Genomic DNA, 20435 nt, shown 5'->3' on the forward strand with positions numbered 1-20435 from the left:
CCCGGCATTCCTGGAAGTTGAGTGGTCGAGGTGTTCACCCCCGAGGCAGCGGGGGTGAACACTGGCCCCGCCTCCGGCCGAATATGCGGTTTCATGACCCATCGCGCCGAAGCCCCCCTGCATCGCTCGCCTCTGGCCCGCGCCCTCGCTGAAGGCGCCCTGCTTCGCTTTGGGCAGTCGTCGGCAACCTGCGAAGTCACCGTCTTGGCGCAAGCGCCAGCCGAGCTGGCCTACCTGACAAGCCTCATGGGGGCCGAGGCTACCTTCCGCCTGATTGAGACGAATGGCGGGTGCCGCATCTACATCCCGAAGCATCCGCGCCAGGGCTGCGCGCTTGCGCGGGACATTGGGCTGCATGCCGCGCGCCTGTTGTCGGCCGAGTACGGCGGCGGGGACCTGAAGGTGCCGATCGCGCGGGTTTGGCGCGTCGCAACATACTCGATCAACGGCCTCAGCGTTCGAACCATCGCGCGTCGCCTCTGCGTAAGCGAAGACACGGTCAATAATATCAGGAGCTGTCTTCGCCTGACCAACCGGCCGAGGGGTGGCACTCATGGGGCGTAACCTGGTCGCAAGCTTCGTTCTTCGGCTTCAGGACCGGACCTCGGCCGGTATCGGCGCGCTTCAGCGTCGCCTTCAGGGCCTCGCCTCGATGGTGCGCCGTATTGCCCTGATCGGCGGTGCGGCGGGGGCGCTCAGCTTTGCGGGGCCTATCCAGTCTGCCGCCGCATTTGAAACGCGGCTTCGCGACGTGGCCATCACGGCAGGCACGGCGGCGGGCGAGTTACCGCAAGCCATCGCCCAAATGCGCGGCGAGCTGGAAGGGCTCGCCTCGCAATACCGTCTGACAACCACGGGGCTTCTTGGTGCTGCGGAAGTTCTGACCGCGCGCGGCTTTGGCGCGGATGAAGTGCGGGAGTATACGCGCAACATCGCTCAGCTTGCCGGGGCCTCAGGCGCGGCAGAAGTGGATTTGGCGAACCTGTCGGTTGCGCTGAACCGCATGCTGGGGCTCACGTCTGGGGCGGACCAGATGCGTGCGCTTGCTCAGACATTGCGTGCTGGCCAGCTCGGCGGCGCTGAAATCCGCGACATGGCGCAACATCTGCCGGGCGTTTTGTCTGGCATGCAAGCTCTTGGCGTCACCGGCCATCGTGCAATTCAAAATGCCGCCGCGCTTTTTCAGGTAACGCGCGATGGCTTCGGCTCAGTGTCCGAGGCGGCTGGCGGCATTCGCCAGCTTATTGGCCAGCTTTTCTCTGAGGGCACTCAGAAGAACGCCAGGGACCTACTCGGCATCGATCTGCCGGCCGTCTTCGCCGACGCTCAGCGCCAGATGCGTCGCGGCGTTGATATCGATCCGATGGAGGCAATTTTTCAGCGCCTCAGGCAGGGCTTAGTCGGGCGGGAGAACCTGGTCTTCCAGCTTATCCCTGACGAAAATGCGCGGAACGCGTTCCTGGCTTGGAACGCACAGGCGGGCCGATACCTGGATATTCGCCGAGAGCTTCGGGCGACTGGGGCTGGCGTTGTCGATGATGGCGTTGCCATGCGGACGGCCGGATTGGGCGCCGATTGGCGCCTTTTGATGGAAACCATGACCCAGCTTTCCAACCGGCTTGGCGACGCCGTGGGTGCCAACCTGCTGCCCGTTTTGCAGCAGTTTCTCGGCTGGGTCCGCGAGATGGATATTGCCTTCCCCGGCGCGATCGATAGCGCCCTGGGCTATGGCGGTGCGGCCCTTGGCATCGCCGCCGCTCTGGGGGCGATCGGCCTGGTACTCGGCCCGATCGGGGCTGGCCTCACCGCGCTGGCCTCGCCCGTGGGCCTGGTCGTGGGCGCATTGGTGGGCGGCGCCATCCACATCACGCGGCACTGGGAACGGTTCCGTGGGTTCTTCCAACAGATGGGCGGCGGCCTGACCGATATAGCCCGCGGCTTCGTCGAGAACATCACGGGCCTTCTCACTGGCGACTTCGCGCGTGGCGCGGAAGGAACCATGCAGATATGGCGCGGTGTGCAGACCTTCTTCAGCGGGCTCTGGGGCACGGTCGGCACCCTCTTCACAGACTTCTCCGGCTGGGTGGATGGCTGGACAGGCGGTGCCGTTACTCAGGCTGTGGAGCGCATTCGCGGCGCTTTCTCGGGGCTCACCGGATGGTTTAGCGGCCTCTGGGATGGCATCCGGGCGCCGTTTGATACCTTCATCAGCGGGGTTCTCGCCACTGTGGAGCGGGTGCGCGCGGCCTTTGCCTCTATCATGCCAGCTCAGCCCGCCATGGCCGGGGCGCCTCCCGCGCTGGGCCGGATACAGGATCGGCAGCGCGAAGCGGCGGCGAACCGTGTGGGTGGCTTCTATTTTGCCGAGCCGTTGGCACGCGCCACGGCAGGCGCAGAGACGGGGCGCCTTGACGGGCGCGTCACGGTGGAGGTCCGCCCGGCGCCCGGCGCCGAGGTGGTGGGCGCCGAAAGCGACAACCGCCAGGTGCTGGTCACCACCCCGCAGAACCGTGGCGGCACGCGGGGGCGGCCGTGAACGCCGTCCAAGGCGCACCTGTCGCCCTTCCTGTCCCACCTGGTGGTGGGAATGCGGCCGTCCCGGAGTGGATACACATCCTGCCAGCCGGGGCATTCGTGGGGCGCGATGGCCGGTCATTCCGGGCTGGCGATGCTTCCAAGCTCATCACTGCTTCGCTGCGCCAGGCGCCGGGTAAAGCGCTCCCGATCGACTATGACCATCAGATTGACCTGGCGCCCAAGGTCGGAGCGCAGGCGCCCGCGTCCGGATGGATCAAGAGCCTTCAGGCCCGCGCCGATGGCATCTGGGGCCGCGTTGAATGGACCCCGCTCGCTCGCGCGCGCATCGCCTCTCGGGAATACCGCTTCATCTCCCCGGTATTCCTTCACTCGCCAGCCGGTGAAGTCTCTGTACTTCTCCGGGCCGCGCTCACCAACAACCCGAACCTGACGCAGCTCGCGTCCCTCAACTCGGCAGGACAACGAATGGACAACGAACAGCTTTTGGGGGCGCTGCGCGAACTGCTCAGCCTCCCCGAGACGGCCGACGCGGGCGCGGTGCTGGAAGCAGCCCGCAACAGCTTCACGGCCATGAACACGCCCGACCCGACCCGCTTTGTGCCGATCGAGGTTTTTCAGCGGGCGGTTGCCGAGGCGAACAAGGCCAATCTCGGCTTGTCGCTCAATGAGGCCGAACGCGTCGTGGATGATGCCATCCGCGATCGGCGCGTCATGCCATGGATGCGGGAATGGAGCGTCGCGCTCTGCACCGCCAATGCACCGGCCTTCAAGCAGTTCTTAGAAGGCGTCGGGCCTGCTCTGAACACCCTCTTCAGCACGCTTTCGGCACCGGCCGACTTCTCACGCCAGCGCGCCGCCGACGCGGGTGTGAACCCCAACCTCAGCCCCATCGCCGCGAACCTCGGCCTCACGGCCGAGGACATGGCCAAGTACGGAAGGTAATCAGATGACACCGAATGCCGAGGGGCTCAGCACCCTCTTCCAGGGATACACGGCCGTCTTCAACAAGGCGCTGGGCGAAGCCCCCAGCTACTACCAGAAGACTTCCATGGTTATCCCAAGCATCACGCGGGAGAACCAGTATGGATGGCTGGCGGCCCTGCCGAGCATGCGCGAATGGGTGGGCGACCGGGTCATCCATCAGCTCGCCATCGAAGGTTTCAAGATCGTCAACCGCGACTGGGAGGCCACGGTTGCCGTCAAGCGGACGGATATCGAAGACGACCAGTACGGCGTTTATGGCCCCCTCTTCGACAAGATGGGCCGCGACGCGGCGGTACACCCCGACGAATTGACGCTGGGCCTGCTGGGCCAAGGCTTCACGACTGCCTGTTACGACAAGCAGTTTTTCTTCGATGTGGACCACCCGGTGGGCGGCGCCGGGGACACGCCCGTCACGGCCGTCAGCAACTTCGGCGGCGGCGCCGGAACGCCTTGGTACCTCTTGGACTGTTCACAGGCCATCAAGCCCCTGGTGTTTCAGCGCCGGATGGCCCCCCAGTTGGATGAGCTGGATGCCCGCACCCAAGAACGCGTCTTCCTGAAGAACGAGTTCCTGTACGGCGTCCGCTCGCGCTGCAATGCGGGCTATGGCCTCTGGCAGCTCGCCTATGGCAGCCGGCAGCCCCTCAACGCGGCAAACTACGCCCTCGCGCGTGCCGCCATGCAGAATTTTCGGGGGGACAACGGGAAGCCGCTCAACGTGCGTCCCACGCACCTGGTGGTCCCGCCGTCGCTGGAAGCCGACGGGCTGACCGTCGTGAATGCCGATCGCAACGCGGCCGGCGCGGCGAACATCTGGGCTGGCACGGCTTCGCTGATCTGCACGCCGTTCGTGGCGTAATCGAAAAGAGGAACAGGACATGCCTTTAAGCGCAGAACGCCTTACGCCAGAGCGTGAGAATACCGACTTTCGCTTCGCGGTGGCGGGCGGTGCCACCATCTATAAGGGTGGGCTCACGATGCTCAACGCGTCCGGCTTGGCCACGAAAGGTGCGGTCGCCACCGGCCAGACTGCGGCCGGCATCGCCCTGACTTCGACGGCGCAGGACCCAAATTTTGTCACCGTTCGCCGAGGCACCTTTCGCTGGGGCAACAGCGCCGCCGCCGATCTCATTACGGCGGCAGATTGGGGGAAGACGGTCTTCATCGTGGATGATGAGACGGTCGCGAAGACCAGCGGCACGAGCACGCGAAGCGCGGCGGGCATCTGTCGCGGGGTGGATGCCATCGGCGTCTGGGTTGAGACCTGACGCCGAACCAATTTTTTCTATCCCGCCGTATCCCGTTTGATGCCGTCTAATCCCGCCTAAACGGCAGAATAATTCTCAATCTGGCAGGATAATTGTCGGGACAGCACCGGAAAAGGCCAGATAGCGAGAGGGCCCTGGCCCCTCCCCCCCCCGCGTCGTCTCCGCTTTTCAGCCACCCCCACCAAGAAACCCGGCTTCTTGGAGCAGCGACCCTACCAATCCCCGGATGAAGGTGCAGGAAACAAGTTTCCTGCCGGGGAGCTCGAGGGGCTGGCCCCTCGACCCCACCCTGAGGCGGTTCAGCCGCGCCCGACCTGGCTCCCCGCCACGGCCGCCAGGTTGGCGATGCCGCGCGCCGTCACACTCGGCGTCAGCACATGGATGGGCTTGTTCATGCCCAGCAGCATGGGGCCGACCTGCAGGCCATCGGCCACCGCCTTCACCAGGTTGAAGGCGATATTGGCGGCATCCAGGTTCGGGAAGACCAGGAGGTTGGCGGTGCCCTCCAGCGGCGAATCCGGCACGGCGCGGGCGCGGATCAGCGGCACCAGCGCGGCATCGGCGTGCATCTCGCCATCCACCTCCAGCTCGGGGGCGGCGGCATGGATCAGCTTGAGGGCCGCGCGCATCTTGCGGGCACTGGGCGCCCCCGAGGCGCCGAAGGAGGAGTGGCTGAGCAGCGCCACCTTGGGCACCAGGCCGAAGCTGCGCACCTGCTCGGCGGCGAGCAGCGTCATCTCGGCGATCTGCGCCGCATTGGGCTCCACCAGCAGATGCGTGTCCACGAAGAACAACGTGCCATTCTGCGTGATCACGGCGGTGCAGGCATAGGCGCGGCTGACCTCGGCCCGGGCGCCGATGATGCCCAGCGCGTGCTCCCACTCGCTCATCCAATCGCCCCGGCCGCCGACGATGGCGGCATCGGCGTGGCCCGCCTCCAGCAGCAGCCCGGCGGCGACGGTGGGGCGCGAGGCAACACGGCGCTCGGCCGCGGCCGGCGTGATCCCGCGCCGGCAGACCTTGGCCTGATACAGCTCGATCAGCGGGGCAAACAGCTCCGGCTGCTCCTCCGGATGCAGCACGCGCACCGATTGGCCCAGCGCCATGCGCAGGCCGAGCGCCTTCAGCTTTGCCTCGATGACCGGCGTGCGGCCGACCAGGATGGGCTCGGCCGTGCCTTCATCCACCACGGTCTGCACGGCGCGCAGCGTGCGCTCATCCTCGCCCTCGGCGAAGACGATGCGGGCGGGGCGGCGGCGGGCCAGTTCCTGCACCGGCCGCATGAGGTTGCCGGAGCGAAAGACGAAGCGCGTGAGGTCGGCACGGTAGGCATCGAAATCCGCGATGGGCCGGCGGGCCACGCCGCTTTCCATCGCGGCACGGGCGACGGCGGGGGCGATCTCCAGGATCAGGCGTGGGTCGAAGGGCTTGGGGATGATGTATTCCGGGCCAAAGACGGGGGCCGTGCCGCCATAGGCCGCGGCCACCACCTCACTCGCTTCCACCCGCGCCAGGGCCGCAATGGCCTCGACGGCGGCGACCTTCATCGCCTCGTTGATGGTCGTCGCGCCGGCATCCAGCGCACCCCGGAAGATGAAGGGGAAGCAGAGGACGTTGTTGACCTGGTTCGGGTAGTCGGTGCGGCCGGTGGCGACGATGGCATCGGGGCGTGCCGCGCGCACCGCCTCGGGCAGGATTTCCGGGTCGGGGTTGGCCAGGGCCAGCACCAGGGGGCGGGGGGCCAGCTTGTGCAGCCATTCCCCCTTCAGCACGCGGGGTGCCGAGAGGCCCAGGAAGACATCGGCGCCGTCCAGCACCTCGGGCAGGGTGCGGGCATTGGTCTCCTGCGCGTAGCGGGCCTTGGTCGCGTCCAGCCCTGGACGGCCGGCATAGACCACACCCTCAATGTCACAGATGGTCACGTTCTCGCGCTTCAGGCCCATGGTGAGCAGCAGGTCGAGGCAGGCGAGAGCGGCCGCCCCGCCCCCGGTATTCACCAGCTTTACATCGGCCAGGTTCTTGCCCTGCAGCAGCAACCCGTTGCGCACGGCGGCGGCGACGATGATGGCCGTGCCATGCTGGTCATCATGGAAGACCGGGATGTTCATCCGGGCGCGGAGGCGGGCTTCGATCTCGAAGCATTCGGGCGCCTTGATGTCTTCGAGGTTGATGGCGCCGAAGCTGGGTTCCAGCGCGGCCACGACCTCGACGAAATGGTCGATCTCGGTGGCCTGGACCTCGATATCAATGGAATCGATGCCGGCGAAGCGCTTGAAGAGGACGGCCTTGCCCTCCATCACCGGCTTGGAGGCGAGCGGGCCGATATTGCCCAGGCCCAGCACCGCCGTGCCATTGGTGATGACGGCGACCATGTTGCCGCGCGTGGTGTAGTCCCAGGCCTTGTCCGGATCGGCCGCGATCTCCTCGCAGGCCGCCGCTACGCCCGGCGAATAGGCGAGCGCGAGGTCCCGCTGGGAGGCCATGCGCTTGGTCGGTTCGATGGCGAGCTTTCCGGGCCGCGGGAAGCGGTGGTAATCCAATGCGGCGCGGCGGAAATCATCATCCATGGCGAAGGCCCTTTTGAACCGGGCCAAGATGCGGGGTTCCGGCATGCGCCGCAACAGGTGGCGCGGAGCAGCGGCGGATGACATCTGAAGGGAATGGTGCGGTCGAGAAGATTCGAACTTCCAAGGGGTTTCCCCCACCAGCACCTCAAGCTGGCGTGTCTACCATTCCACCACGACCGCAGACGAGAGCGTCCTAGCGCATGATCCCGCCCGGTTCAACCGACCCAGATCAATTTCCCCTTGGCCCACCTCCCGAATGGCGCATCAGCGAGGGGCTGACCCCCTACCCCGAGGCGCTGGCCGCGATGGAGGCGCGCGTGGCCGCGATCCGCGCGGGCACGGCGCAAGAAGCGGTCTGGCTGGTCGAGCATCCGCCCAGCTATACCGCCGGCACCAGCGCCAAGCCGGAAGAGCTGATCGAGCAGCGCTTCCCGCATTATGCGGCCGGGCGCGGCGGGCAATGGACCTATCACGGGCCAGGCCAGCGCACCGCCTATGTCATGCTGGACCTCACGCGCGCGCATGGGCCGGTCAAGCCACGCGATGTGCGCGCCTATGTCCAGGCGCTGGAGGAATGGATGATCCGCGCGCTGGACCGCTTCAATATTCGCGGCGAGCGGCGGGAAGGCCGCGTCGGCATCTGGGTGGTGAAGCCGAGGCTCGGGGAGTTCAAGATCGGCGCCATCGGCGTGCGCGTGACGCGCTGGGTGAGCTGGCACGGAATCGCGCTGAACGTGGAGCCGGATCTCTCGCATTTCGGCGGCATCATCCCCTGCGGCATCGCCGAGCATGGCGTGACCAGCCTGCATGACCTGGGCGTGCTGGCGACCATGGCGGAGGCGGATGCCGCGCTGATGGCGACCTGGGCCGAGGTTTTCGGCCATGCCGGTAGCGGATCAAGCCGGGACTGAAACGTCACGCCGCATCATCGCCTGCGGGCCACAGCGCGGAATCATTCCGCGGCTGATGTGTGACGGCGCTTGACAGCCGGGCCTTGCCCGATGTTCCATTTGGTTGACACAACTTGTGTAAATATAAGTTGACACACCAGAAGGTCAAGATCCCGATGGGCCCACCCGCCACCGCAACCACCGCGCGCCGCCCCAAAGCCGCCGGACCCGTGGCGCGCCCGTCCCCGTCTTGCTGCCGGCGCCCGGCGCCACAGCCACGAGGAACCCAGCATCGGGTTCGCCACGAAACCTGAGACGTCTCCAAAGGAGGGACTTATATGTCAAGTAATGAAAGCAGAGTCTGGCCCACGGGCCTGACCATCGGTGAGGCCGAAGAGCTTCACAGCTACATCATCAGCGGGGCGCGCACCTTCGGCTTCATCGCCGCTTGTGCCCATTTCCTCGCCTATACTCTCACCCCCTGGCTGAGATAAGGAGGCCCACCCATGATCAATGGAAAAATGTGGCTGGTGGTCAAGCCGACCGTCGGCATTCCGCTTATCATCGGTGGCGTGGCGCTGACGGCCCTGGCCGTTCATGCCTCCATCCTCACCCACACCACCTGGTTCGCCGCCTATTGGCAGGGCAAGGGGACGCGCGCCGCCGCAGCCGCACCCGACACCTCCTCGCTCGTCGCGCTGATGAAGCCGGGAACCACGGAGGAGTACGCGCGATTGGCCTCGAAATAGGCCAGCACGCGACTCCAACGCCATGACGGGGGGTCGGGACAGCTTGGTGCCGACCCCTCATTCTTCCTTCACACGCCAGCGCCGGAATGACGGAGCATGAACCCGCTCACGCGCAAGGTGATCTACACCTGGGCCAGCCTTGGCCCGCGCTTCCTCCCCTTCGCCGACGCCGCCTCGCCCGAGATGCCGCTCTCCCGCCTGCTGCGGCTTTCGCTGTTCCAGGTTTCGGTCGGCATGGCGCTGGTCCTGCTGATCGGCACGCTGAACCGCGTGATGATCGTGGAACTGAGCGTACCGGCCTCGCTCGTTGCCATCATGCTGTCGCTGCCGCTGGTCTTTGCGCCCTTCCGCGCGCTGATCGGCTTCCGCTCGGACACGCATCGCTCCTTCCTGGGGTGGCGGCGGGTGCCCTTCATGTGGAGCGGCACCCTCATCCAATTCGGCGGCCTGGCCATCATGCCCTTCGCGCTGCTGGTGCTGGCGGGCGAGGCCGAGGCAGCCGATGCGCCGCGCTGGATTGGCCTGGCGGGGGCCGGCATCGCCTTCCTCATGGTGGGGGCCGGGTTGCATACGACGCAGACCGTCGGCCTGGCGCTGGCGACCGACCTCGCCCCCCCCGAGTCGCAGGCCAAGATCGTCGGCCTCATGTATGTCATGCTGCTGGTGGGGATGATCGGCAGCGCCATCATCTTCGGCGCGCTGCTGGCCGATTTCACGCCGGGCAGGCTGATCCAGGTGATCCAGGGCTCGGCCGTGGTGACCCTCATTCTCAATGTGATCGCCTTGTGGAAGCAGGAGGCGCGCAACCCCGGCCGCACCGCCTTCCACCTGCCGGAGCCGAGCTTCCGCGAATCCTGGGGCAGCTTCATCGAGGGCGAGCACGCGCTGCGGCGGCTTGCGGCCCTCGGCCTCGGCACCGCCGCCTTCTCCATGCAGGATGTGCTGCTGGAGCCCTATGGCGGACAAATCCTGAAACTCTCCGTCTCGGCCACCACCACCCTGACGGCGAGCCTGGCCTTTGGCGGGCTGGTGGGGTTCAGCTACGCCTCACGCGTGCTCAGCCGCGGCACGGACCCGTTCCGGATGGCCAGCAACGGGGCGCTGTTCGGCATACCCGGCTTCGCCCTGGTGACCCTGGCGGCCCCACTGCACGCGCCGGCCTTGTTTGCCCTGGGCGTGCTGCTGATCGGCTTCGGCGGGGGGTTGTTCAGCCACGGGACACTGACCGCCACCATGAACCTGGCCCCGCGCGACCAGGTGGGACTGGCACTGGGCGCCTGGGGTGCCGTCCAAGCCACCGCCGCGGGTGTGGCGATGGCCCTGGGCGGCGTGATGCGGGATGTGGTGACCAGCTGGGCCGGGCCTAAGGGGAATGGGCCGATGCTGGGCTATGCCAGCGTGTACGCGCTGGAAATCACGCTGCTGCTGGCGGCGGTGGTGGTGATGCTGCCGCTGCTGCGGCGGCGCGGAGTGGCGGCGCAGGTGGTTTGAGGGCTTGGGCTTGTCCCCCCGGGAGGCTCTGCCTCCCGGACCCTCCGCCGGGGTCCGTGGCGGACCCCGGACCCCGCCTCACTCTGGTGCCACTCTTTTCTTCGTACGGCAGAGGTTTATGGCACGGCAGCCTGCCCGAGTGATTCTTTGGACAATTGTGGAGGCTGACGAGGCAGGTGATCTGGTTCCGTTGCTATTGTTACTGACTCAGATCAGACGGATCGTTCAGCCGAATTCAACATTGAAAAAATGGATAAAGGCGATATCATTCGCGTATGAACGAAACCGAGCGAGAAGTTATCATTCTAAACTCAGCTTGGGAGATGATTGATGGCATGGTTAATTGGCAAAACTTTGAAAAATCTGGTTCGTTGGAGTTGACCGAATTAAGATTTCAGAGCTCGATACATGCTAAATTCTTTTTGATACTTCTTGGGGATTTTCTCTCTCAAATAAAGTCATTTAGAGGCGACGCTGTACCGCTTGGTTTAAAGCCTGTTCCCAGCAATGCAAAGCCAGCTGACCTTACATTCCTCTTCCATCTGAGGCAGGTTTGCGCAAATCCTAAGCTTGGGGTGGATCCAACCCAGCTATCCCTGCAAGTTGAGACTTTCGCGAGTTGGCTAGAGACCAAGTTTACCGCCGACCAAGTATATTTAAGTCATATCGGTATTTGCACAGATCCACTGATTGAACGCTACAGATATCTCAAAATCTGCGGTGATATTGCAAAGCATAATTTAGCAAGACTATCAACTAATATAAAATATATTAGAAAAATCCTGTACAAATCGGGACATAACATCGAAGAGTAATATGCCTACTTAGTAGTCGAAGAATTTTTTGAATAGTTTTTCCAAAATGTATTCATTTACCATGCAAGCTATATAGGCGAACTGCTAAACAACATTCGATTTTTCTTGTATATTTATTTACAAGATCATTATCATAAATCGACATATTTTGTTGAGAATGGCAAGGCAAACCCACCACAATATCGCTATCGCGTACCGTCTGAAATTACTCAACCTATAGCTAAGGCCATGTACTGGGATTTGATGAACAGGATCAGGTCAAAGCCATACATAGATAAATTTACCGTGAATAATTTTCTTAAAGAGAGATATTGACTGTTTTCGTTGGGTGCCGGGTCGGACGATCCGGCTTGTAGGTAACTTGCTGCCTATCGGCTGAAGTCCAGGCGGGGTCCGGGGTGACACTGTCACCCCGGCGGGGGTTCGGGGGCAGCGCCCCCGAAAGCGTTGCTTAACGCCCGCGCGCCATGAACCCGCGCGGCGCCGAGGACGGCGCGCTGGGCCGCTTGCGCCCCGCATCGCTGATCGGCTTCACGTAGGAGCGTTGCTCGGACGGCCGGCTGGGCGAACCGCGGTGTTCCTCGCGGGCGCCGCGATGCTCTTCGCGCTTCGGCGCCCGGTTCTGCTGCGGGGCCTGGCGGCCGCGCTGCGGGCGTGTCGGCACGGCGCGGTCGTTCAGCGGCACCGTCGGGTTCTGGCGGCGGTCTTCGCTGTCGATCTTCTGGCGCGTCAGCTTTTCGATGGCGCGCAGCAGGCCGACTTCGTCCGGGGCAACGAGCGCGATGGCCATGCCCGAAGCGCCGGCGCGCGCGGTGCGGCCGATGCGATGGACATAGGTCTCCGGCACTTCCGGCAGCTCGTGCTGGATGACGTGCGTCACCTCCGGCACGTCAATGCCGCGGGCGGCGATGTCGGTCGCGACCAGCACCGGCGCGCGGCCGGACTTGAACTCGGCGAGCGCGCGCTCGCGCTGGGACTGGCCCTTATTGCCATGGATGGCATTGGCGGCGATGCCGTCATCGGCCAGCGACTTCACGATCTTGTCCGCGCCATGCTTGGTGCGGGAGAAGATGAGGACGCGGCCCACACCCTCACCGCGCAGAATGCCGGTCAGGGCGGCGCGCTTGCCCGAGCCATCGAGGAAGATGACCTTCTGGTTCACGCGCTCGGCGGTGGTGGAAACAGGCGTCACTTCGACGCGAACGGGCTCGATCAGCATGTCGGCGGCCAGGCGCGCGATATCCGGCGGCATGGTCGCGCTGAAGAACATCGTGCGCCGCACCTTGGGCACCTGCGCCACGATCTTGCGGATGGCCGGCAGGAAGCCCTGGTCGAGCATCTGGTCGGCTTCGTCCAGCACCAGGATCTGGGTGTGGTCCAGGCGGGCATGCTTGGTGCCCATATGGTCCATCAGGCGGCCCGGCGTGGCCACCAGCACGTCCACGCCGCGGGCCAGGGCCCGCTGCTGCGGCACATGGCCGACGCCGCCAAAGACGGTAGCGACCGAGAAGCCCATGTGGCGGCCATAGGTCTTGAAGCTTTCCGCGATCTGCGAAGCCAGTTCGCGCGTCGGGCTCAGCACCAGAACGCGGCAGCCGCCGCGCGGCGGGTGGCCGCCGGTGAGCGCCAGCTGGTGCAGGATGGGCAGGGCGAAGGCGGCGGTCTTGCCGGTGCCGGTCTGCGCGATGCCCAGGATGTCACGGCCCTGGAGTGCGGCCGGGATGGCCTGGCTCTGGATCGGGGTGGGCGTGGTGTAGCCGGCCTGTTCGAGGGCGCTCAGCAGGAGCGGATTGAGGCCGAGTTCGTTGAAAGTGGTCATGATAAATCCAGCTGCGCGGCGCGCATGGCGGGCCGCGGGAGTTCAGGGTTGGACACCCCGCGTGGCTGGGCTGATCCGGGAGATACATCGAAGGGTCCGGCAGTTCGGCTGCCTGGTGGCGCTTCAGTCAGACCGAAGCACGGCGCCGCTCACGCGGCCGGAACCTGGCGAGCATGCATGCCCGCTTGATGCAGGCTGTATGGTGCATCGCAAAACAAAGCGCAAGCAGATTCGCAGCGCCTCACCAAAGACCCGGCAGCCACAGCGAGATCGCCGGCACCAGCGCCAGCAGGATGATCCGCACGAAATCCGAGGCGACAAAGCCCATGACGCCGCGATAGGTCTCGCCCATCGGCACATCCTTCGCCATGGCGTTGATGACGAACAGGTTGAGCCCAAAGGGCGGCGAGATCATCCCCACCTCGACCGACATGAGCACGAGGATGCCGAACCACACCAGCACCTGCTCCCGCCCCATGCCGAAATCGAGCGAGAGCATGAGGGGGATGAAGATGGGCAGTGTCAGCAGCACCATCGCCAAGCTTTCCATGAAGCAGCCCAGGATGAAATAGATCAGCAGGATCATCAGCAGGATGACGATCGGCGCCACATCCAACCCCGCGACCATGGCCGAAAGCTCGGCCGGCAGGCGGGAGATGGCGAGGGCCGCGCTGAACAATTCCGCCCCCAGCAGCACCACGAAGATAAGCCCGGTGGTGACGGTGGTGGAGAGCAGGCTTTCCTTCAGGCCCTGCCAGCGCATGCCGCCAAGGATGACGGCCAGCAGGAAGGTGGCGGCGGCACCAATGGCGGCCCCCTCCGTGGCGGAGAACCAGCCACCATAAATGCCGGTGACGACCAGGATGAAGACGAGGGCGACGGGCCAGACCTCACCCGTGGCGCGCAGCTTTTCGCGGAAATCCATGGCCGGGGCGGGCGGGGCGGCGTCCGGATGCAGGCGGGCGTAGATGTTCACCACGACCATGTAGCCGGCCGTCGCGATCAGCCCAGGGATGACGGCCGCGATGAAGAGCGTGCCGATGCTCATCTCCGTATAGATCGCATAGATCACCAGGATGACGCTGGGCGGGATGAGGATGCCCAGCGTGCCGCCCGCCGCCAGCGTGCCGGTGGCGAGTGCGGAGGAATAGCCATGGCGCCGCATCTCGGGGCCGGCCACCTGGCTCATCGTGGCGGCGGTGGCCAGCGAGGAGCCGCAGATGGCGCCAAAGGCCGCGCAGCCGCCGATGGTGGCGACCGCCAGGCCGCCGCGCCAATGCCCCATCCAGGCGCGCGCGCATCGGAACAGCGCGCGATTCATGCCGCCCTTGGTGGCAAAATCCCCCATCAGCAGGAACAGCGGAATGACCGAGAGCGTGTAGGAGGAGAAGCGGCTGAAGGTCATCGAGTTCAGAGTGGCAAAGAGCCGGTCCCACCCGCCAATGGTGGCGAAGCCCACGCCACCCACCAGCAGCATGGCCACGCCGACGGGCATGCGCAGCGCAATCAGCACCAGGGCGGCGGCGAACATCGCCAGCCCGATATCGAAATCGCTCATACGGTCCGCCTGACGCGGGCGGCACTTTCCAGCGCGATGAAGGCGGAACACACCATCCAGAGGGCCATGCCGATGGCCGCCCCTGCATAGCCCCACCAGAAGGGAATTTCGAGGAACATGGTCTCGCGCTCGCGGTCCCAATTGTTGTAGCCGCCAATGGCGAGCCGCCAGGCCAGCACGAAGACGACGGCCGCGGCGACGCTGCGCATCAGCGCATCCAGGCCGGCAATGGCGCGCGGCGGCAGCTTTTGCGTGAAGAAATCCACCAGCACATGGGCGCCCCGCATTTCGGCCAGCGGCAGGCAGAAGGCGACGGCCACACCCAGCACCATTTCCACGATCTCGGAATCGCCCAGGATCGGCTTGTTGATGATCGCCCCTTGCAGGACCGAGCCCGTGGTGACGGCGACGGCCACCAGCAGCAGCGCCCCGGCCAGCAGCGCGGCCCAGGTGGTCACGCCCTCCAGCACGGCCCGAATGCGCGGGAAGGGCAGGTATTCCGGCGCGGCGAGGATGCCGTGCTCGGTGACTTCTGGTGTGCTCAACCCACGCGCCCGAACCGGGCGGTGGTGGCCTGGATTTCGTCGAAGAGCTGCCGGCCGTTGCGGTTGCGGCGCGTCATCTCGGCCATCCAGGCGTCATAAGCGGGTGCGACGGCGGTGCGCCAGCGGGCCATCTCCGCCGGGCCGATCTCGATGATCTCATTGCCGGCATTGCGGGCGGCATCAATGGCGGGTTGGGTCTGGGTGTCCCAGGCCTCGCCCAGCTGCTTCGAGAGTTCAGCGCCGGAATTGGCGTCAATCACGGCGCGCAGTTCGGGCGGCAGGCGCATGTAGCTGCGCTGGTTCATCAGCGTCAGCAGCATGCCCTGAAACAGGCCCACCCCCGGCGGCTCGCTGTGATACTTGGAGACTTCAAACAGACGGAAAGGCTGGGTGATGGCCCAGTTGATCAGGAAGCCATCCACCTGGTTGCGCGCCGCCGCCTCATAGACACCACCCAGCGGAATGCCGACCGGGGTCGCACCCATGGCCGTCACCGCCTCGCCGATGAAACGGCCGGCGACGCGCAGGCGCAGGCCGCGGAAATCCTCCAGCGTGCGGACCGGCCGGCGTGAGGTGTGGATCAGCGCGCGGTCGGTCGAATGGATCGAGATGATCTTGATGCCGCGATACTCGGTATCGGCCAGGTTCTTCGAGACGTAGTCATACGCGGCCTGGGACATGCTGGCGCTGCGGCCGGTGTTCATGAAGGGCATTTCCAGCCCCTCGGTGCCCATGAAGCGGCCCGGCGTGAAGCCCGGCACCGTCCAGATGATGTCCACCACGCCGTCTTCCAGCTGCTGCGGCAGATCACGCGGCGCGCCGCCCAGCTGCATCGCCGGGAAGCTCTGGATGATGATGCGGCCCTGGGATTGCTGATTCACCCGCTCGGCCCAGCGGTCGAGGTGGATGGTGTGGTCCAGCGCGGTGGGCGAGGAGAAGCTGTGCAGGCGCAGGGTGAAGGTCTGCTGCGCCCGGGCCACCAGCGGGGCGCCCAAGGCACTCAGCGCCAATCCGGCGCCCATCAGGTCACGTCTTTGCACGGGCATGCTCTCCTTTGAACTGGTCGCGGAGCCTCGCAAGCTTTCCCGTGGCGTGGCAAGCCAGAGGCGGCTGAAATCGGCCGCATGGGCACGGATGCGCCTCCGTTTGGGGCAGGCGCTGCCTGCTTCCTACCCGGATCCGCGGCGGGGCCTGCATGAAAATCCCCCTCCCGCCGCAACGCGAGGCCGGCTCGCGGGTTCTGGCCATGGAGATTGTCAGCGCGTCCGAACCCAGGGCGCCGCGATCTCTCACGCAGCCATCAAAGGAGCCTATTGCATGGACAAGGACCGGATTGCGGGCGCGGCCAAACAGGCCAAGGGCGCCATCAAGGAGACCGTCGGCAAGATCACCGGCGATGCCAAGCTGCAGACCGAAGGCGCTGCCGACAAGGTCGAAGGCAAGGTGCAGAACGCGCTGGGCGGGGCGAAGGACGCCATCCGCGACGCCGTCAAGAAGTAGAGCTGAGCTGAACGCCAGGGCGGGCCTCATGCCCGCCCTGGCATCCGCCATGCCCACCCAGGCCAGCCCGCGCTGGCCCGGATGAAGCCATACCCCATTCCAGATCGGATGTTCCCATGAGCCTGTTCAGCGCCATCATGACCAAGATTTTCGGCGCGGCGAGTGCGGCGCAACCCGGCGCCGCCGCGGTGCCCCCCATGGCGGGCGCCTCCCCGGGCGCGGTGGATGTGGAAGCCGTGCTGACGGCGCTGGCCGCGCAAAAGGGTGGCGGCGGGAATTGGAAGGTCTCCATCGTGGACCTGCTGAAGCTGCTGGACCTCGATTCCAGCCTCTCCGCCCGCAAGGCCCTGGCGACGGAATTGAACGTCCATGCCGGCGCCGACGGCACGGCGGAGCAGAATATCGCGCTCTCCCGCGCGGTGTGGCAGCAATTGGCGCAGAATGGCGGCCAGGTGCCGGCCAGCCTGCGCGATTGACGCCGTAGGCCCAGCGCGGGCGGAGCGGGCGCGCCCCCACGAACAGGGGTCCAGGGGACAAGTCCCCTGGCGGGTGAAGGGCAGCGCCCTTCCCTGCCCGTCCCCCCCGTCAGGCCGCCAGCGCGCTCCGCCCCGGCATCGCCCCGCCGCGCAGCGCGCCTGCCCGCACATCGCCCCATTGCCCCGCATGCCCCGCCGGCAGGGCGCGGCTGAGCGGGCTGGCCAGCCAGATGCGCAGCAGGTTGCGCCGCGCCCCCGCCGCCGCGTCATCCGCATAGGCCGTGCGCCCGTGATAGGTGACATGCTGATTCATGAGCTGGATCTGCCCCGCCTCGAAGGGCATTTCGACGCAGAGTTCCTCGGCCAGCGCGGCCAGCAGATCCATCGCCTCGACCTGCGCGGCGCTCACCGGCGGCACGCCGGGCTGCCCCTGCGCCAGCTCCACATAGGTGCGGCTGTACTGGCTGGTGAAGGCGCCGTCCGGCCCGCGCGCGAAGACGGGCATGGGGAAGGGCCGCGCGGCCATCCCCTCACCCTCCTCATCGGCCGGGCGCGCCCGCCAGAAATCCTGGTAGAGCACGGCCAGCAGGTCAGGCCGCCGCTCCAGCATCGCATCCTGGATCGCCACGGTGGAGACAATGCGCGAAACTCCGCCCGCAATGCCGTTGGAGGCACAGAGCAGCGTCAGCAGGTCGCATTTGTCGGTGTGAAAGCGCAGCGGCCCGGTGGAGCGGCTGCGCGCCCGCGCGGTGCCGCTGCCGATGGCGGCCCCCACCCCGGTTTCATCCTTCACCTCGCCGATGATCTCGCCCGTGGTGTTCTGTGGCAGCGGCGTGCCCAGATGGCACATCAGCCCCCAGAAGACCCGCTTGAGATCCGCGGCGCCGTAGCGCGCCGGATCAAGCCCGGTGAGGCGCACCAGCCCGCGCCCCGATTCCAGCTCCTGCGCCACCTGCGCCAGGAAGCGGGCCAGGCCGGGCAGCGGGAAATGGCGGGCGTCGAAGCCGGGCGGCGCCCGGTGGCCGAGGCCGGCCAGCGCCGCGTCAATCTCGGCCAGCGCGCCATCCGGCAGCGGCATGATCCAGGAGGGATCTCGGGCCAGATCGGCCCCGGTCCAGGCGGCGCGGCCGCCAATGCGGGAAAGGTTTTGCATGAACACGATCCTGCAACGATTTGCCCCTTCCCCGCAAAGCCTTCCCGCGCGATGGTTCCGCGCATGAATCGTCGCGCCCTGCTCGCCTCCCTCGTCCTGCCGCTCGCGGCCCCCGCCCTCGCGCAGGGCTGGCCGGTCCGGCCGGTGCGCTTCATCGTCCCCTGGCCGCCCGGCGGGCTGAATGACGTCATCGCCCGCACCTTCAATGACCCGGTGGGCCGCGCCCTGGGCCAGCCGCTGGTCAATGATTTCCGCTCGGGCGCTGGCGGGCGCATCGGCGTGGCCGAGGTCGCGCGCGCCGCACCGGATGGCTACACCATCGGCATGGGCAATCTCGGCCCGCTGACCATCTTCCCGCATCTGTTCCGCGACATTCCCTATGATGCGGCGCGGGACCTGATCCCGGTGGTGATGTTCGCCGCCTCCCCCCTCGTGCTGGTGGTGGCGAATGACGTGCCGGAGCGCACCGTCCCCGAACTCATCGCCTGGGTGCGGGCGCGGCCGGGGCGCAGCAATTACGCGAGTGTGGGGGTGGGCACCGCGCAGCACCTGATCTTCGAGATTTTCCGCGCGCGGGATGGCATCGCGATGGAGCACATTCCCTTCCGCGGCACCAATGAAAGCCTGCCGGCGATGATGCGCGGCGATATCCAGGCGATGTTCGACACGCTGCCTCTGATGCTGCCGCAAATCCAGTCCGGCGCGGTGCGGGCCCTGGCCGTCACCACCCCGGTGCGCGTGCCGCAACTGCCCGATGTGCCGACGCTGATGGAGGTGGGCTACCCCGATATCGACGTGGCCACCTGGTATGGCGTGATCGCGCCGACCGGCACGCCCGCTTCCATCGTGGAGCGGCTGCACGGCGAATATGTGCGCGTCGCCAACCTGCCCGAGACCCAGCGCTTCCTGGCCGAGCAGGGGCTGATCTACCTGCCCAATGACCCCGGCGCCTTCGCCGCGCGCGTCACCGCCGAGCGCGACCGCTGGGGTGCGCTGATCCGCGCGCAGAACATCTCGGTCCAATAGGCGCGGCCGGCCAGCCCGCAATCCGGCCGCGACCTCGGCGCATCCGCCGCCCGGCGCGTCAGGCGCTGGGCCGGCGGATGAACCCCGGCCCGGCCGGCGGTTCGGCGAAGCTTTCCTCGATGCGCTCCACGCGGGCCAGTGGTGGCCCACGGCGGCAGGCGGTGAGCACGGCGTTCAGCGCATCCTCCTCGCCCGCCAGCAGGGCTTCCAGCGTGCCGTCGGCCCGGTTGCGCACCCAGCCGGAAATACCGTGGGTCCGCGCCTCGCGCAGCAGCCAGTCGCGAAACCCCACCCCCTGCACCCGCCCGGCAATGCGGAGCAGGCGGGCCTTCATCCCAGGCTCAATGCCGCGAGGCGCGCGGCGAGGGTGAGGTCGGCGGCGACTTTCTCGCGCCGTTCCTCGGCTTCCCAATCGAGGCCCCAGCGCTCTTCCTGAAACAGCTCGTCCAGCACCGCGAGGCGATGCGCCTCGGCCGCCTCCAGCTCGCCATGCATCACGGCAAGGCCCAGCACGCAGCTCCCCAGCGCCGGGACCAGCACGCCAAGTGCCGAAAGCGCCACGGGCGGCAAGCGCGCCACGGCGGCATGCAGCGCGGCCAGCGCCGCCTCCTCCTGCCGGACGGGCATGATGCCCCGCGTGGCACGCAGCTCGGCCCCGAAGCTGGCCGCCGCCCAGTCGAGCCAGGGCTGCCAGGCGGCGGCCTGGCGCGTGGCCAGATCATCATCCTCGGCGCGGTAGCACAGCAGGTCGGTCTCGGCGTATTTGGCGATGGCGGCGATGGTGGCGGCCGGATCGGGCGCGATGCGCTCGGCCGCGGTGCCCGTCAGCCGCGTCAGCGGCACATCCTCCCAGGACATCTCCCCGCCGATGCTGCCGCCCGCCGCCTGCCATTCGGCGGCCAGCGCCTCGCCCAGCTCACGGGTCGCCACGCGCAGCGCGGCACCCGTGGGCAGGCGCACGGGCTTGCCATCCAGATGGATGGCGAAGCCCCCGCCTTGGGCCTCGTCCTCGGCAACGCAGGCCGCCTGATTCCAGAACCGCTTCATGGGCGCTGG

General features: G+C 66.6%; 21 protein-coding genes and 1 tRNA gene. 13 read left to right on the plus strand and 9 right to left on the minus strand.

What is annotated here, in order from left to right:
- The first annotated feature begins 93 nt into the window (after positions 1–93).
- The 5 genes from LHU95_RS18575 (at position 94) to LHU95_RS18595 (ending at position 4790) form a co-directional block, all read left to right on the plus strand.
- Entirely contained in the window at positions 94–564 is a 471-nt protein-coding gene (locus LHU95_RS18575) for a hypothetical protein (RefSeq protein WP_248708440.1), read from the plus strand.
- Entirely contained in the window at positions 554–2536 is a 1983-nt protein-coding gene (locus LHU95_RS18580) for a phage tail tape measure protein (RefSeq protein ID WP_248708441.1), read from the plus strand. The genes LHU95_RS18575 and LHU95_RS18580 overlap by 11 nt, the downstream gene beginning before the upstream one ends.
- Positions 2537–2634: 98 nt before the next feature.
- Positions 2635–3480, plus strand: a complete 846-nt coding sequence (locus tag LHU95_RS18585) for a phage protease (protein ID WP_248708442.1) — start codon at positions 2635–2637, stop codon at positions 3478–3480.
- A 4-nt stretch (positions 3481–3484) separates the two neighbouring features.
- A complete protein-coding gene (locus tag LHU95_RS18590) occupies positions 3485–4381 on the plus strand; it encodes a Mu-like prophage major head subunit gpT family protein (protein WP_248708443.1) in 897 nt (298 codons plus the stop codon).
- Between the two features lie 19 nt (positions 4382–4400).
- The gene (locus tag LHU95_RS18595) at positions 4401–4790 is read left to right on the plus strand and encodes a hypothetical protein (protein ID WP_248708444.1); all 390 of its coding nucleotides are present in this window, start codon (positions 4401–4403) and stop codon (positions 4788–4790) included.
- Positions 4791–5089: 299 nt separating this feature from the next.
- On the opposite strand, the gene LHU95_RS18600 is transcribed toward LHU95_RS18595, so the two are convergent.
- Both LHU95_RS18600 and LHU95_RS18605 read right to left on the minus strand, forming a co-directional pair.
- Positions 5090–7357 (minus strand): NADP-dependent malic enzyme, encoded by a 2268-nt coding sequence (locus LHU95_RS18600; RefSeq protein WP_248708445.1) that lies wholly within the window; start codon positions 7355–7357, stop codon positions 5090–5092.
- 94 nt (positions 7358–7451) lie between these two features.
- Positions 7452–7537: transfer RNA gene (locus LHU95_RS18605), tRNA-Leu, on the minus strand.
- A 20-nt stretch (positions 7538–7557) separates the two neighbouring features.
- Here LHU95_RS18605 and lipB point away from each other — a divergent pair.
- From lipB to LHU95_RS18630, 5 genes are all read left to right on the plus strand, one after another.
- Positions 7558–8268 carry a lipoyl(octanoyl) transferase LipB gene (gene lipB, locus LHU95_RS18610; RefSeq protein WP_248708446.1) on the plus strand — a complete coding sequence of 237 codons (711 nt, stop codon included), beginning with the start codon at positions 7558–7560 and terminating at the stop codon, positions 8266–8268.
- Between the two features lie 317 nt (positions 8269–8585).
- Positions 8586–8741: a light-harvesting protein gene (locus LHU95_RS18615; RefSeq protein WP_248708447.1), complete on the plus strand. Its 156-nt coding sequence runs from the start codon at positions 8586–8588 to the stop codon at positions 8739–8741.
- A 12-nt stretch (positions 8742–8753) separates the two neighbouring features.
- Positions 8754–8996 carry a light-harvesting protein gene (locus LHU95_RS18620; protein WP_248708448.1) on the plus strand — a complete coding sequence of 81 codons (243 nt, stop codon included), beginning with the start codon at positions 8754–8756 and terminating at the stop codon, positions 8994–8996.
- 96 nt (positions 8997–9092) lie between these two features.
- Complete coding sequence (locus tag LHU95_RS18625) at positions 9093–10487, plus strand: PucC family protein (protein WP_248708449.1); 1395 nt, start codon at positions 9093–9095, stop codon at positions 10485–10487.
- Positions 10488–10762: 275 nt separating this feature from the next.
- Positions 10763–11302, plus strand: coding sequence for a hypothetical protein (locus LHU95_RS18630; RefSeq protein ID WP_248708450.1), 540 nt, complete (start codon positions 10763–10765; stop codon positions 11300–11302).
- 451 nt (positions 11303–11753) lie between these two features.
- Here the strand turns inward: LHU95_RS18630 and LHU95_RS18635 are convergent, their stop codons facing one another.
- The 4 genes from LHU95_RS18635 to LHU95_RS18650 all read right to left on the minus strand — a co-directional run bounded on the left by LHU95_RS18635 (position 11754) and on the right by LHU95_RS18650 (position 16264).
- Positions 11754–13121, minus strand: a complete 1368-nt coding sequence (locus tag LHU95_RS18635; RefSeq protein ID WP_248708451.1) for a DEAD/DEAH box helicase — start codon at positions 13119–13121, stop codon at positions 11754–11756.
- Positions 13122–13362: 241 nt separating this feature from the next.
- Positions 13363–14679: a TRAP transporter large permease gene (locus LHU95_RS18640; protein ID WP_248708452.1), complete on the minus strand. Its 1317-nt coding sequence runs from the start codon at positions 14677–14679 to the stop codon at positions 13363–13365.
- Positions 14676–15224: a TRAP transporter small permease subunit gene (locus LHU95_RS18645; protein ID WP_248708453.1), complete on the minus strand. Its 549-nt coding sequence runs from the start codon at positions 15222–15224 to the stop codon at positions 14676–14678. Before LHU95_RS18645 ends, LHU95_RS18640 begins: the two co-directional genes overlap by 4 nt.
- Positions 15221–16264, minus strand: a complete 1044-nt coding sequence (locus tag LHU95_RS18650; RefSeq protein WP_248708454.1) for a TRAP transporter substrate-binding protein — start codon at positions 16262–16264, stop codon at positions 15221–15223. Before LHU95_RS18650 ends, LHU95_RS18645 begins: the two co-directional genes overlap by 4 nt.
- A 277-nt stretch (positions 16265–16541) precedes the next feature.
- On the opposite strand from LHU95_RS18650, the gene LHU95_RS18655 reads away from it, so the two are divergent.
- Positions 16542–16724: a CsbD family protein gene (locus LHU95_RS18655; protein WP_248708455.1), complete on the plus strand. Its 183-nt coding sequence runs from the start codon at positions 16542–16544 to the stop codon at positions 16722–16724.
- A 116-nt stretch (positions 16725–16840) separates the two neighbouring features.
- Positions 16841–17200, plus strand: a complete 360-nt coding sequence (locus tag LHU95_RS18660) for a DUF3597 family protein (RefSeq protein ID WP_248708456.1) — start codon at positions 16841–16843, stop codon at positions 17198–17200.
- 109 nt (positions 17201–17309) lie between these two features.
- On the opposite strand, the gene LHU95_RS18665 is transcribed toward LHU95_RS18660, so the two are convergent.
- The gene (locus LHU95_RS18665; protein WP_248708457.1) at positions 17310–18353 is read right to left on the minus strand and encodes a TauD/TfdA family dioxygenase; all 1044 of its coding nucleotides are present in this window, start codon (positions 18351–18353) and stop codon (positions 17310–17312) included.
- A gap of 63 nt (positions 18354–18416) precedes the next feature.
- Here LHU95_RS18665 and LHU95_RS18670 point away from each other — a divergent pair, with 63 nt between their 5' ends.
- Positions 18417–19379 carry a tripartite tricarboxylate transporter substrate binding protein gene (locus LHU95_RS18670; RefSeq protein WP_248708458.1) on the plus strand — a complete coding sequence of 321 codons (963 nt, stop codon included), beginning with the start codon at positions 18417–18419 and terminating at the stop codon, positions 19377–19379.
- Positions 19380–19437: 58 nt separating this feature from the next.
- Here the strand turns inward: LHU95_RS18670 and LHU95_RS18675 are convergent, their stop codons facing one another.
- Entirely contained in the window at positions 19438–19713 is a 276-nt protein-coding gene (locus LHU95_RS18675; protein ID WP_248708459.1) for an acylphosphatase, read from the minus strand.
- Positions 19710–20426: an ATP12 family protein gene (locus LHU95_RS18680; protein WP_248708460.1), complete on the minus strand. Its 717-nt coding sequence runs from the start codon at positions 20424–20426 to the stop codon at positions 19710–19712. Before LHU95_RS18680 ends, LHU95_RS18675 begins: the two co-directional genes overlap by 4 nt.
- Between the last annotated feature and the right edge of the window lie 9 nt (positions 20427–20435).

Source organism: Sediminicoccus sp. KRV36 (genome assembly GCF_023243115.1).
Classification (GTDB): Bacteria; Pseudomonadota; Alphaproteobacteria; order Acetobacterales; family Acetobacteraceae; genus Roseococcus.

Excerpts from the sequence above, each read along its gene's own strand:
- LHU95_RS18575 (WP_248708440.1), top strand. The coding sequence starts at position 94 with ATGACCCATCGCGCCGAAGCCCCCCTGCATCGCTCGCCTCTGGCCCGC.
- LHU95_RS18580 (WP_248708441.1), top strand. The coding sequence starts at position 554 with ATGGGGCGTAACCTGGTCGCAAGCTTCGTTCTTCGGCTTCAGGACCGG.
- LHU95_RS18590 (WP_248708443.1), top strand. The coding sequence starts at position 3,485 with ATGACACCGAATGCCGAGGGGCTCAGCACCCTCTTCCAGGGATACACG.
- LHU95_RS18595 (WP_248708444.1), top strand. The coding sequence starts at position 4,401 with ATGCCTTTAAGCGCAGAACGCCTTACGCCAGAGCGTGAGAATACCGAC.
- LHU95_RS18600 (WP_248708445.1), bottom strand. The coding sequence starts at position 7,357 with ATGGATGATGATTTCCGCCGCGCCGCATTGGATTACCACCGCTTCCCG.
- lipB (WP_248708446.1), top strand. The coding sequence starts at position 7,558 with ATGATCCCGCCCGGTTCAACCGACCCAGATCAATTTCCCCTTGGCCCA.
- LHU95_RS18615 (WP_248708447.1), top strand. The coding sequence starts at position 8,586 with ATGTCAAGTAATGAAAGCAGAGTCTGGCCCACGGGCCTGACCATCGGT.
- LHU95_RS18620 (WP_248708448.1), top strand. The coding sequence starts at position 8,754 with ATGATCAATGGAAAAATGTGGCTGGTGGTCAAGCCGACCGTCGGCATT.
- LHU95_RS18625 (WP_248708449.1), top strand. The coding sequence starts at position 9,093 with ATGAACCCGCTCACGCGCAAGGTGATCTACACCTGGGCCAGCCTTGGC.
- LHU95_RS18630 (WP_248708450.1), top strand. The coding sequence starts at position 10,763 with ATGAACGAAACCGAGCGAGAAGTTATCATTCTAAACTCAGCTTGGGAG.
- LHU95_RS18635 (WP_248708451.1), bottom strand. The coding sequence starts at position 13,121 with ATGACCACTTTCAACGAACTCGGCCTCAATCCGCTCCTGCTGAGCGCC.
- LHU95_RS18640 (WP_248708452.1), bottom strand. The coding sequence starts at position 14,679 with ATGAGCGATTTCGATATCGGGCTGGCGATGTTCGCCGCCGCCCTGGTG.
- LHU95_RS18655 (WP_248708455.1), top strand. The coding sequence starts at position 16,542 with ATGGACAAGGACCGGATTGCGGGCGCGGCCAAACAGGCCAAGGGCGCC.
- LHU95_RS18660 (WP_248708456.1), top strand. The coding sequence starts at position 16,841 with ATGAGCCTGTTCAGCGCCATCATGACCAAGATTTTCGGCGCGGCGAGT.
- LHU95_RS18665 (WP_248708457.1), bottom strand. The coding sequence starts at position 18,353 with ATGCAAAACCTTTCCCGCATTGGCGGCCGCGCCGCCTGGACCGGGGCC.
- LHU95_RS18670 (WP_248708458.1), top strand. The coding sequence starts at position 18,417 with ATGAATCGTCGCGCCCTGCTCGCCTCCCTCGTCCTGCCGCTCGCGGCC.
- LHU95_RS18675 (WP_248708459.1), bottom strand. The coding sequence starts at position 19,713 with ATGAAGGCCCGCCTGCTCCGCATTGCCGGGCGGGTGCAGGGGGTGGGG.
- LHU95_RS18680 (WP_248708460.1), bottom strand. The coding sequence starts at position 20,426 with ATGAAGCGGTTCTGGAATCAGGCGGCCTGCGTTGCCGAGGACGAGGCC.